This is a genomic window from Streptomyces sp. NPDC059850 (assembly GCF_042731515.1).
GTDB lineage: Bacteria > Actinomycetota > Actinomycetes > Streptomycetales > Streptomycetaceae > Streptomyces.
Genome location: NZ_JBHWJI010000012.1, coordinates 55,499 through 67,367, shown reverse-complemented (window position 1 = coordinate 67,367; position 11,869 = coordinate 55,499). Strand labels below are relative to the sequence as shown.

At 69.7% G+C, this 11,869-nt stretch carries 11 protein-coding genes; 9 read left to right on the top strand and 2 right to left on the bottom strand.

Translation table 11 applies throughout. From position 1 onward, the window contains the following. Positions 1–230: 230 nt before the first annotated feature. Positions 231–692: an Lrp/AsnC family transcriptional regulator gene (locus ACFV9T_RS12435; RefSeq protein ID WP_385439120.1), complete on the top strand. Its 462-nt coding sequence runs from the start codon at positions 231–233 to the stop codon at positions 690–692. A 45-nt stretch (positions 693–737) separates the two neighbouring features. Here ACFV9T_RS12435 and ACFV9T_RS12430 read toward each other — a convergent pair whose 3' ends face one another. Next, the gene (locus ACFV9T_RS12430) at positions 738–1,508 is read right to left on the bottom strand and encodes a FadR/GntR family transcriptional regulator (RefSeq protein ID WP_385439118.1); all 771 of its coding nucleotides are present in this window, start codon (positions 1,506–1,508) and stop codon (positions 738–740) included. Further along, positions 1,505–2,968: an amidase gene (locus tag ACFV9T_RS12425; RefSeq protein WP_385439115.1), complete on the bottom strand. Its 1,464-nt coding sequence runs from the start codon at positions 2,966–2,968 to the stop codon at positions 1,505–1,507. Before ACFV9T_RS12425 ends, ACFV9T_RS12430 begins: the two co-directional genes overlap by 4 nt. 147 nt (positions 2,969–3,115) lie before the next feature. On the opposite strand from ACFV9T_RS12425, the gene ACFV9T_RS12420 reads away from it, so the two are divergent. Genes ACFV9T_RS12420 through ACFV9T_RS12385 form a run of 8 tightly spaced genes read left to right on the top strand, consistent with a single transcriptional unit; the run spans position 3,116 to position 11,794 of the window. Next, positions 3,116–4,189: an isocitrate/isopropylmalate dehydrogenase family protein gene (locus ACFV9T_RS12420; RefSeq protein WP_385439112.1), complete on the top strand. Its 1,074-nt coding sequence runs from the start codon at positions 3,116–3,118 to the stop codon at positions 4,187–4,189. 5 nt (positions 4,190–4,194) lie between these two features. Continuing rightward, a complete protein-coding gene (locus tag ACFV9T_RS12415; protein ID WP_385439109.1) occupies positions 4,195–5,709 on the top strand; it encodes an ABC transporter substrate-binding protein in 1,515 nt (504 codons plus the stop codon). Positions 5,710–5,725: 16 nt separating this feature from the next. Then, positions 5,726–6,676 carry an ABC transporter permease gene (locus ACFV9T_RS12410; protein WP_385439106.1) on the top strand — a complete coding sequence of 317 codons (951 nt, stop codon included), beginning with the start codon at positions 5,726–5,728 and terminating at the stop codon, positions 6,674–6,676. Further along, positions 6,673–7,551, top strand: coding sequence for an ABC transporter permease (locus tag ACFV9T_RS12405; RefSeq protein WP_385439104.1), 879 nt, complete (start codon positions 6,673–6,675; stop codon positions 7,549–7,551). Before ACFV9T_RS12410 ends, ACFV9T_RS12405 begins: the two co-directional genes overlap by 4 nt. Beyond that, a complete protein-coding gene (locus tag ACFV9T_RS12400) occupies positions 7,548–8,615 on the top strand; it encodes an ABC transporter ATP-binding protein (RefSeq protein WP_385439102.1) in 1,068 nt (355 codons plus the stop codon). The genes ACFV9T_RS12405 and ACFV9T_RS12400 overlap by 4 nt, the downstream gene beginning before the upstream one ends. Next, on the top strand, positions 8,608–9,492 hold the full coding sequence (locus ACFV9T_RS12395; RefSeq protein WP_385439099.1) for an ATP-binding cassette domain-containing protein: 885 nt from the start codon (positions 8,608–8,610) through the stop codon (positions 9,490–9,492). Before ACFV9T_RS12400 ends, ACFV9T_RS12395 begins: the two co-directional genes overlap by 8 nt. Continuing rightward, the gene (locus ACFV9T_RS12390; RefSeq protein WP_385439096.1) at positions 9,489–10,991 is read left to right on the top strand and encodes an aldehyde dehydrogenase family protein; all 1,503 of its coding nucleotides are present in this window, start codon (positions 9,489–9,491) and stop codon (positions 10,989–10,991) included. Before ACFV9T_RS12395 ends, ACFV9T_RS12390 begins: the two co-directional genes overlap by 4 nt. A gap of 5 nt (positions 10,992–10,996) precedes the next feature. After that, positions 10,997–11,794, top strand: coding sequence for an SDR family NAD(P)-dependent oxidoreductase (locus ACFV9T_RS12385; protein ID WP_385439092.1), 798 nt, complete (start codon positions 10,997–10,999; stop codon positions 11,792–11,794). Positions 11,795–11,869: the final 75 nt, after the last annotated feature.

Sequence of the window (11,869 nt, the reverse complement as noted above, 5' to 3'; positions counted from 1 at the left end):
GCGACGACATCGATCCGCAGTACGGCACCACGAGGGCGTGTGCGGGGCTTCAGGGCTTCTGAGGGGGCAGCGCGTGTCGCTGACTGTGTCGCGGCTGACATGCGGACACGTTTTCAGGGGCCCGATCCGTGCACAACACACGTGTGCGCAGCGGTGCGCAGTACGCTCTTCTCGGGAAGTCCATCGCGTCGCGAGTGAGCATTACAGGAAGCCCTGCTTACACTTGCGGCATGTCGGCACCCGTACACCTCGACTCGGTCGATCTGCAGATCCTGGAGTTGCTGCGAGCCGACGGGCGGCGCACCGTTCGTGACATCGCGCGTCTGGTGCAGCTCTCCCCCGCACCGGTCCGTCGGCGCATCGCACGCCTGGAGGAGTCGGGGGTCATCACCGGCTACACGATCACGACGGATCAGGCCAAGCTCGGCCAGGGCCTTGAGGCGGTCACCGAGCTGCGTTTCACGGGCGACACCGATATCCACGACATCGTGGAGTTCGCGTCGACGCTGCCGGAGGTCGACGAGGTGCTGACGCTCACCGGCGATGTGGACGCACTCGTCCGGCTGCATGTCGACAGCGTCGACGACCTCCAGAAGGTGGTCAATCGGCTGCGCCGTAAGGGCGTTGGTGTGCTGCAGACGAAGACGCTGATCGTCATCGACTCCTGGCAGCGCGGAACGCCCGTGCCCTGAGGTGGTCAGGACACGGGCGTTCAGTGCGCGGAAAAGGGGCTTCGGTCAGGCCTCTTCGTCATCGTCCATGAGCGCCAGCAGCGGCTCCCGCTCGTCCTCGGGGACGTAGCCCGCGTAGTACTCGTAGAGCTTGCGCCGCGAGATGCTCGCCGCCGCCGGGCCGTCCCCGGCCCGGATCGCCTCCAGCACCTCCTCGTGGTGGCGGAGCGACTCCCGCATCAGCGCCGTGCTGTTGTGCGCGTGGGCGACCTTGTCCGAGATCAGCGAGAGGACCGCGCCCCGGACCACCTGGTTGCAGACCTCGATGAGGGAGTTGCGGCTGGCCACCGCCACCGCCTCGTGGAACGCGACGTCCGCCTTGCTGAACTCCTCGTACCCGGTCTCGATCGCGTCCGACATCACGGCGAGCGTCCGCTCCATGACGGACAGTTCCTCATCGGACCGCAGCCGGGCCGCCAGCAGGCTCGCCGACCCGTCGAGGATCATGCGGAACGAGATCAGCTCGGCGATCGACACATTGTCGAACTGGACGAGCCGGGCCATCTCCTTGGTCAGGCGGGCCGACGAGAACGGCAGGATCTCCGGGCCGTTCGGGTCCCCCGGGCGCGAGCGGACGAGGCCGTTGCTCTCCAGCACGCGCAAGGCCTCCCGCACGGTGGGCCGGCTCGCCCCGAACTGTGTCACCAACTCCCGCTCGCTGGGCAGCCGTTGCCCCGGCTTCAGGTCACCTCGCGCTATCGCCTGCTCGATCTGTTCGACGATGCGCTGGTAGAGCCGTACCGGCGCGACCTGCCGGAACTGTGCCCCGTCGCTCAAGGCTTCTCCCCTTCGGGCGTAGTCGATGTCGTCTTCTTCTCCCCCATGGGCGCGCCGTGGGCGTGGTCCGGCCAGGCCGGGACCGCCTCGGCAGGCCGGTTCCGTTCGTACCATGCCGCCGCCCTCAGGACGCCGAGATCGTCGAAACGGCGGCCCGCGATCTGCACCCCGATGGGACGACGGTCCGCAGTAAAGCCGCAGTTGACGGTCGCGGCGGGCTGGCCCGACATGTTGTACGGCGCGGTATAGCCGATATGGGCCATGGTCTTGGCGTCCCCCGAGAACGGCATCGGCTGCTCGGCGGAGAACGCGGCGACCGGCGCCACCGGTGAGAGCACCAGGTCATAGGGGAGCGTCGACGCCACGGTCCGGGCCTGGATGCTCATGATCTGCTGGTAGCACTGGAGAACCCTGACGCCCGGCACGTCCGCGCCGCCCTGGCACCACCGGATGACGTGGGGGTGGACGCGCAGCCGCGCCTCGGGCGCCAGCTCGCGGAAGTCGTTCCAGGACCGCACCCGCAGGAACAGATCCAGGTCGTCCAGCAGCTCCTGGGTCATGAACGGCTCGACGGGCTCCACGATGGCTCCCGCCGCCTCGAAGACCTCGGCGGCACGGTTCACCGCGGCGAGGATCTCGGCGTCGCACGACTCCCCGCAGCCCGCGTTCAGGTGCACTCCCACGCGCAGTCCCCGCACCTGGCCGTCCAGCGCGGACCAGTCGATGTCCTGCGGCGGCAGGCTCGTCCAGTCCCGGGGGTCGGGCTGGCTCAGGACACTCATGAGCAGGGCCGCGTCCGCCACGGTGCGGGTCATGGGCCCGGCGGCGCGCCCCAGGTACGGGGTGTCCAGCGGGATCCTCCCGTAGCTGGGCTTGAGCGTGGCCAGGCCCAGCCAGGTGCCCGGCAGCCGGATCGATCCCCCGATGTCGGTGCCGACGTGGAGCGGGCCGTATCCCCCGGCGGCCGCGGCCCCGGCGCCGGAGCTGGAGCCGCCCGTGGTCCAGCCGGGGTTCCAGGGGCTGCGCGTAATGCCGTGCCTGCTGGAGACGCCCGAGGAGAGCATGCCCCAGTCCGGCATCACGGTCGACCCGAGTATCACCCCACCGGATTCCAGGACCCGCGCGGTGATGGGCGCGTCCGCGTCGGGGACGACCGGCTCGGTGCCCGCGTTGCCCGAGGGCATGGGGACGCCCCGGCGGGCCACGTTCTCCTTCAGGGTCACCGGTACGCCGTCGATGGGCCCGAGTGGCTCCCCCGCCGCCCATCGGGCCTCGCTGGCCTGGGCCGCCTTGCGGGACTCGTCCGGATCTCGCGCCCAGAACGCGTTGAGCACACCCTCCCGCGCCTCGATCACTGACTGGACGGCGTCGTGGACCTCGACCGGCGACAGTGTGCGGTCGGCGAATCCGGTGGCCATCTCCAGAGCCGGCAGGGCGGCCAGGGCCTGTTCGGTGAGCACCCGCACTCTCCTTCTCCCCCAGCTACCGCTGGGCGGTGCCCCGGCGATCCCGGGGCGTTCGAACCCTTGACAGGAACAACTTCAGTCGACACGGTACCTGGCAAGCGAGCTTACTGGTCAGGCCAGTGATAACGGAAGGTGGCGTCCATGACGCGGGACACCAAGGTCGTACGGCTTGCGGTCATTCCGGGCGACGGAATCGGCCCGGAGGTCGTCGCGGCGACCGTGCCCGCACTCCGGGCCGCGCTGGAGGCCGACGGCCACCGGCTCGACGTGACCTCATTCGACTGGGGAGGCGAGCGGTTCCTGACGCAGGGCGCGGCGATGCCGCCCGATGCGGCCGACCTCGTCAAGCAGACGGACGCCGTGTTGTTCGGAGCCGTCGGACGTCCCGACGTGCCGGAGCACGAGCTGGTCTGGGGCCTGATCATCGGCCTGCGGCAGCAACTCGACCTCGCGGTGAACCTCCGCCCGGTGCGCGCCTTCCCCGGCGTTCCCACCAAGGTGCGCGACACCGACGGCGTGGACCTGGTGATCGTGCGCGAGAACACCGAGGGCGAGTACGTCGGCGCGGGCGGGGTGGCGCACTCCGGGAGCGGACACGATCTCGGCATCGAGGTCGCCGTGCACTCCCGCCGTGCCATCGAGCGCGCGGCGCACCAGGCCTTCGCCCTGGCGGGCCGCCGGTCGGGGCGGCTGTGCCTGGTGACCAAGTCCAACGCGATGCGTTACGGCTATCCGCTGTGGGACCGGGTGGTGCGCGAGGTCGGCGAGCAGTACCCACAGGTCCAGCTGGAAACGATGCTGGTCGACGCGATGGCCGCCCATATGATCCAGGCTCCGCGCTCCCTCGATGTGCTGCTCGCCAGCAACCTGTTCGGCGACATCCTGTCCGATCTCGCCGCGGTGCTCGCCGGCGGCATGGGCATGGCGCCCAGCGCCAACGTCCTGCCCGGTGCGGAGGTGCCGGGGATCTACGAGCCCGTCCACGGCTCGGCGCCGGACATCGCCGGAAAGGGCGTGGCGAATCCGGTGGCCTGCCTGCTCTCCGGCGCGATGCTGCTCGAGGACCTCGGACACACCAGCGCGGCCCGCCGCGTCCGCGACGCGGTGGCGGACACCTTGCGAGATACCAGACACCACACGGCCGACCTCGGCGGCAACGCCACCACGGCGGACGTCGCATCAGCGGTTCTGCACGCGATAGAAAACCAGGGGTAGGACGCATGAAACATCTCAAGCGGCCGGCGCGGCACCGCGGGGCGGTCGCAGCCACGCTCGCATGCCTGCTGCTGGCTTCCTGCTCGGCCGGGTCCACGGCGACCGGCAGCGTGGGGAAGAACTCCCTGAACATCGGCCTCACCGCCGAGCCGGCCAACTTCGACTTCACTAAAACCGCGGGTAACGCTATTCCGCAGGCACTGCTCTACAACGTCTACCAGAACCTGGTGAAGCTGGACCAGTCCGGGAAGATACAGCCCCAGCTGGCCACCTCATGGAGCCTGTCCAAGGACCGCAAGACATACACGTTCCACCTGGTGAAGAACGCCAAGTTCAGCAATGGGCGACCGTTCACGGCCGAGGACGCCAAGTTCTCCATCGAACGCGTCACATCCGACTGGACGGTGGTGCAGAAGTCCCAGATGGACGTCGTCGACACAGCGCGGGCGGTGTCGCCTACCGAACTGAAGGTCACCCTGAAAAGGCCGAGCAACGACTGGCTGTACCGGATGACCACCCGCGTCGGCGCGATGTTCAGCCGGACCGGCGTGAGCAAGCTGGCCACTGAGCCCGTGGGCACCGGCCCGTACGAGGTGAAGAAGTGGAACCGCGGCGACTCGATCACGCTGGCCCGCCGTGATGGCTACTGGGGGCGCGAACCGTACTTCAAGTCGGTCACCCTCAAGTACTTCAAGGATCCGACGGCCATGAACAACGCGCTGCTCACAGGCACCATCAACGTGATGGGCGATATGCAGTCCCCGGATACTCTGTACCGGTTCCAGAACAATCCGAAGTACAAGGTCATCGAGGGCTCGACCAACTCCGAGGTGGTCCTCTCCCTCAACAACCGCTCGGGCCCGATGCGAAACCTGAAGGCCCGTCAGGCAGTCCGCCACGCCATCGACCACAAAGCCCTGATGGACACCTGCTGGGCAGGCCGCGGCAAGCTCATCGGCAGCATGGTCCCGCCGACCGACCCGTGGTACCAGAACCTCACGAACCAGTATCCGTACGACCGGGACAAGGCCAAGAAGCTCCTCAAGGAGTCCGGCCAAGCCGGCCATACGCTGCGGCTGCGCATTCCGACGCTGCCTTATGCCATCGCGTGCGGCACCGTGGTCAAGAGCCAGCTCGAACAGGCCGGTTTCAAGGTCAAGCTCGACCAACTGGAGTTCCCCGCCGCCTGGCTGAGCACCGTGTTCAAGAACGCCGACTACGACATGTCCATCATCGGCCACATGGAGCCCCGAGACATGCAGACGGTGTTCGGCGGCAAGGGCTACTACACCGGCTACGACGACCCTGAGTTCCGCGCGTTGGTGAAGAAGGCGGACCAGGGCACCAGGAAGGACCAGATCACCTACATGCGGGCGGCTGCCCGGCTCCTGTCCAAGGACGCCGCGGCCGACTGGCTGTTCCTGCTGCCGATGCTGACGGTGGCGGACAAGGACATCACCGGCCTGCCGGTGAACTACGTCTCCGAGTCAATGGATCTCACCGGCCTGGGCCGGTCATGAAAGGCGGCCTCAACCGATGATCGTCCGTCTATTCCAGCGGATCGCGGTCCTCCTGGTCAGCCTTGCCGTGAGCTCCGTGCTGGTGTTCGCGTTCATGGCGGTGCTGCCAGGGGATCCGGCCCGCGTCGCCCTTGGCACCAGCGCCTCGGAAACGGCGGTGGCGCAACTTCGCGAGCAGTTCGGGCTCGACCGGCCGCTCGTGGCCCAGTACTTCAGCTGGATCCACGGGCTGGTGACCTTCGACCCGGGCACCTCCTACATCTCCCACACGGAGATCGGCCCGCAGATCGCCGACCGCCTCCAGGTCACCCTGTGGCTCGTCGGCACCGGGATGGCGATCGCCTGCATCCTGGCAGTCCCCATGGGCATCCTTATGGCCATCCGGCACCGCAGGCCCTCCGGGCTCATTCTCTCGGCCCTGTCCCAAGCCGGCGTGGCCGTCCCGGCCTTCCTCGCGGGCATCCTCCTGATCAGCGTGTTCGCGGTGGGGCTCGGATGGCTTCCGGCGAACGGCTGGACACCCCCGGTGCAGGATCCGGTCCTGTTCCTCAAACAACTGGTGCTGCCCGCGCTCTCCCTCGGAATGGTGCAGGGGGCGGTGCTCACCCGCTATATCCGCAGCGCTGTGCTCGATGTCCTCCGGGAGGACTACCTGCGCACTGCTCGCGCCAAGGGACTCCGCCCGACGCAGGCGCTGGTACGGCACGGCCTGCGGAACGCGTCGGTGCCCGTGGTGACCGTGCTGGCGTTGCAGCTCGCCACGCTGCTGGTGGGCGCCGTCGTCATCGAACGGGTCTTCGTCATCCCGGGGCTCGGGAGCCTGCTGCTGGACAGCGTCTCCAACCGGGACCTCATCCTGGTACAGGACGTGGTCATGATCATTGCAACGGCGGTGCTGCTTGTGAACTTCTTGGTGGACATGGTCTATCAGCTGATCGACCCGCGTCTCAGGGGAGGCGCGTCATGACTGTTCTGGACACGGAAGCGGTCGGCGCGTCCGCGGCGGCCGACGACCGCCGACGCCGCCGCCCGATGACGGGCAGCCTCTTGGTGGGCGGTTTCATCGTCATGGTCGTGTTCGGCCTGGCGCTGCTGTCCTTCGTGTGGACCCCGCACGACCCGACTCTGGTGAACACCTCGGCGCGGCTGGAGAAGCCGTCGCTGGAGTACTGGTTCGGCACGGACAAGTTCGGCCGCGACGTGTTCAGCCAGATCCTGATGGGCTCGCGCACCACGCTGTTCGTCGGCTTCGTGGCGGTGGGCGTCGCCGCCGTGGTCGGAGTGCCGCTCGGTATCGTCGCCGGAATGGCACCCGGCTGGCTCGGTGAACTGCTGATGCGCGGCAACGACCTGCTTCTCGCCTTCCCGGCGCTGCTGTTGGCCATCATGTTCGCCGCCGTGTACGGCGCCAGCACACTGGTCGCGATGGTCGCCATCGGCATCGCGTCCATACCCCATTACGCCCGGTTGATCCGCGGCGGCACGTTGCAGGTCATGAAGGCCGAATACGTCATCGCCGCGCGCGCGGCGGGCCGCGGGCCGTTCTCGATCGGCCTGCGGCACGTCCTGCCCAACGTCAGCAGTCTCGTCATCGTGCAGGCGTCCGTCGGTTTCGCCATCGCCGTACTCGCCGAAGCCGCGCTGTCCTTCCTGGGCTTCGGAACCCCGCCCCCCACACCGTCCTGGGGCCGGATGCTCCAGGAGAGCCAGGAGATGCTGTCGGTCGCCCCCCGGCTCGCCGTGTTTCCGGGCATCGCGATCGCGGTGGTGGTGCTGGGATTCAACCTGCTCGGTGACGGCCTGCGGGACCGTTTCGACCCCAAGCTGGAGGACCACCGATGATCCCGGCACCTGACACGGCACCGGCCTCCGGACCGGGCCCCACCGAGGGCCGCGACGATGTGCTGACCGTGCGGAACCTCAACGTCGCGGTGGGCGGCCAAAAGCTCGTCGAAGACGTCGACTTCACCATCCGGGCCGGCGAGCGGGTCGGCCTGATCGGCGAATCCGGCTCGGGCAAGTCGCTGACCGCGCTGAGCGTCATGGGCCTGCTCCCCGAGGGGCTGCGGACCACGGGGTCGGTGCGGCTCGCCGGAGTCGGCCACGACCTGGTGGGGGCCGACGAGGCGCGGATGTCCCGGGTGCGGGGCAAGGAGATCGCCATGGTCTTCCAGGAGCCCATGACCGCCCTCAACCCCACGATGAAGGTCGGGCGGCAGATCGCCGAGGTGCTGCTGGTCCACCGGACCCGGCCCGACCGCGCGTCCGCCCGCGCCGCCGCCGTGGAACTGCTCGCCCAGGTAGGGCTCCCCGACCCCGAGAACGCCGCGCAGGCCTACCCGCACCAGTTCTCCGGCGGCCAGCGGCAGCGGGTGGTGCTGGCCATCGCCCTCGCGAACGACCCCGCGCTCCTGGTCTGCGACGAGCCCACCACCGCGCTCGACGTCACGGTGCAGGCGCGGGTGCTCGACCTCATCGTGCGGGGTGTCCAGGAGCGCGAGTCGGCCATGCTCTTCATCACCCACGACCTGGCCGTGGTGGCCACCGCCTGCGAGCGGGTCATGGTCATGTACGGCGGGCGAGTGGTCGAGTCCGGCCCGGTCCGGGAGGTGTTCACGCGCCCCCGGCACCGCTACACCAAGGGGTTGATCGGCGCCTCGGACCTGACCGTGGTCGACGACCGCGGCCGGCTGGTCACGATCGGCGGGTCGGTCCCGCCGGCGGGCCGGTTCCCCGCCGGCTGCGTCTTCAGAAACAGGTGTCCCCAGGCGACCGAGGAGTGCGCCACCAGGCCGGAGTGGGTTCCGGTCGGGCCGGACTCCGGCTACGCCTGCTTCCACCCGGTACCCGAGAGCGGTGCCTCCGGCACCGGCGTACCCACGAACCAGGAGGCCGGCCGTGGCTGAGCAGCCGACCAGCGCCCCCCTCGCCCCCGGGCCAAAGACCGCTGACCCCGTTGCCGCCATCAGTGTCCGCGACGTCACGCGCGACTACCGGCGCCCCCGTATCTCGCTGCGCCGCCCCAACCCGCCGGTGCACGCCCTGCGCGGCGTCAGCTTCGACATCCAGCAGGGGCAGCGGTTCGGCATCGTGGGTGAGTCGGGGTGCGGCAAGTCGACCCTGCTGCGGATTCTGGCCGGGCTCGACCATCCCACCAGCGGTAGTGTCGCCATCGACGGCCGGGACATCACCGGGCTCCGGGAGAGCCGGCTGAAGTTCGTCCGCGAGCGGCTCCAACTCGTCTTCCAGGACCCGATGAGCGCACTGGACCCGCGCATGCGCGTCGGCGATATCGTGGCCGAGCCGCTCGTTGCCCAGGGGCTCGGGAACCGCAAGGAGCGGGTGGCCGAGCTGCTCGAGGCCGTCGGCCTGCGGGCCGACGCGGCGAACCGGTATCCGCACCAGTTCTCCGGCGGCCAGCGGCAGCGCATCTCGATCGCGCGCGCTCTCGCACCCCGTCCGAAGGTCATCGTGGCCGACGAGCCAGTGAGCGCCCTGGACGTGTCCGTACGGGCCCAGGTGCTCAACCTCATCGCCGACCTCGTCGACGAGCTGTCCCTCACGCTGGTCTTCGTGTCCCACGACCTGTCCGTCGTCCGTCACGTGTGCGACCGGGTCGCGGTCATGCACGCCGGGCAGATCGTGGAGACAGGGCCCACGGAGCAGGTGTACGAGGATCCGCAGCACCCCTACACACGCAGGCTCATCGCCGCCGTTCCGACCCTGGACAAGGCACTGTCCGGAGTGACGGCGGCCGACCTCAACCGGGAGTACCAACCGTGACCACCCATGTCGAACCCGCCGACGGCGACAGCCCCCTGGGGAGGGAGTTTGGCCAGTTCCCGACGGGGCTGCCCATCGGTGGCGAATGGGTGGATCCACCCGCCACCGAGGACGTCCGCTTTCCCTACGACGGGACGCTCGTCGCCCGGGCTCCCGTCGGGGACACCGACCTCGCCCGCCGCGCGGTGGACGCGGCCCTCGCGGTCCGCGGGCAGGTCGGGCGGCTCCCCTCGCACACCCGCAGGGCCGCGCTGCTCGCGACCCATGAGGCGATCGCCTCCCGGCGCGCGGACTTCGAGCGGCTGCTGGTACTGGAAACCGGCAAGCCGCTGGTCGACTGCCGCGTCGAGGTGGACCGCACCCTGCTGACCCTGCTGACGGCGGCCGAGGAAGTGGCCCGGCTGCACGGGGAGACGGTGCCGCTGGACCTGCTGCCGTCGGGTGAGGGGCTGCTCGGCTTCTGGACCCGTAAGCCCATCGGCGTGGTCGTGGGCATCTCGGGCTTCAACTACCCGCTGCTGCTCGCCGCGCACAAGATCGCACCCTCGCTGGCCGCGGGCTGCCCGGTCATCGCCAAGCCCGCCCCGCAGACCCCGCTGGCCACCCTGTGGCTGGTGCACCTCCTCCGCGAGGCCCTGCGCGCCGAGGGCGCGCCGCAGGCCGCGGTGCAGCTGGTGACCGGGGGCCCCGAGGTGGGCGTCACGCTGACCACCGACCGCCGGATCGGGGCGGTGTCCTTCACCGGCTCCGCCGCCGTGGGCCACCAGATCGCCCGGGACGCGGCACCCACCAAGGTGCTGCTCGAACTCGGTTCCAACGCCGCCCTGGTGGTGGCCGCCGACGCCGACCTCGACGCCGCCGCCGACGCGGTCGTGCGCGGCGGCTTCTACGCGTCGGGCCAGGCGTGCATCAGCGTGCAGCGGGTCATCGTGGTGGACTCCGTACGGGAGGAGTTCGTGGCCCGCCTCACGGAGCGCGTACCCCAGGTGGCCGTGGGCGATCCCCGCGATCCGCTGACCCGCGTCTCGGCGCTCATCGACAAGCGGTCGACCGAGCGGGTGCGCGCGTGGCTGGCGGAGGCGGTGGAAGCGGGGGCGTCCCTGGCGGCCGGAGGCCGGGTCGTCGACGGGGTGATCGAGCCCACCGTGCTGCTCGACGTGGACCGCCCCGTCGCCGTCTGGGACGAGGAGGTGTTCGGGCCCGTGGTCGCGGTGCGCTCCGTGCCCGACCTGGATACGGCCTTCGACATCGTCAACGACTCGCGCTACGGACTGCACGCGAGTGTCTACACCAGCGCCCTGGACACGGCGTTCACCGCTCTCGACCGCCTGGAGGTGGGCGGAGTGGTCGTCAACGAGGTTCCCGGCTTCCGTTCCGACGTCATGCCCTACGGCGGCGTGAAGGACTCCGGGGCCGGAAGGGAGGGCCCGAGGTTCGCCATCGAAGAGCTGACCGTGACCCGTATGGCAGTGATCCGCCCGACGACAACGAAGCCGTGAGGACCATGCAAGCAAAGGACCGCAGCGATGCGGTGGAAGCGTACTCCCGCCTGTTCAGGCTCGACGGCCGCAAGGCCGTCGTGGTGGGCGCGGGCAGCGGAATCGGCCGCGAGAGCGCCCTGGCGCTGGCCGCGCACGGCGCCACCGTGGTGTGCGCCGACCGTGATCTGACGGCGGCCGAGGAGACGGCGTCGATGGGGCCGGGCCTCGTCGCGTACGCCCTCGATGTGCTCGACGGGGAGGCGGTCGCACGTGCCGCCAAGGAGCTCGAGGCCGTCGACGTGCTCGTCTTCACCGCCGCGACGAACGTACGCAAGAGCCTGCTCGACTACACCTCGGAGGAGTTCGAGCGGGTCGTGGCGCTGAATCTGCGCGCGTCCTTCGACCTGGTGCGGGCGTTCGGCCGTGGCATGGCCGAACGTGGCGGCGGAAGCATCATCGGCTTCAGCTCGATCCGCGCGGTGGCCGTCGAGCCGGGGCAGGGAGTGTACGCCGCCACGAAGGCCGGGCTCGTCCAGATGCTGCGGACCGCGGCCGCCGAGCTGGGCCCGTCGGGCGTGCGGGTGAACACCATCGCCCCGGGCATCGTGGACACACCACTGACCTCGCAGATCAGGGCCGTACCGGAATGGTCGGAGGCATACGCGACCAAGAGCGCCCTGGGCCGCTGGTCCCGGCCGGACGAACTGGCCGGCGCCGTCGTCTACCTCGCGTCGGACGCTTCATCCTTCGTCACGGGGAGCCAGCTCTTCGTGGACGGAGGGTGGACGGCGATCGACGGACGCTACACACCGCCCAACTGACCGAACGCACCGCCGCCGGCATCGCGATCACAGCGATGCCGGCGGCGGTGGCGTGTGGGTAAGCCGACGGATGCG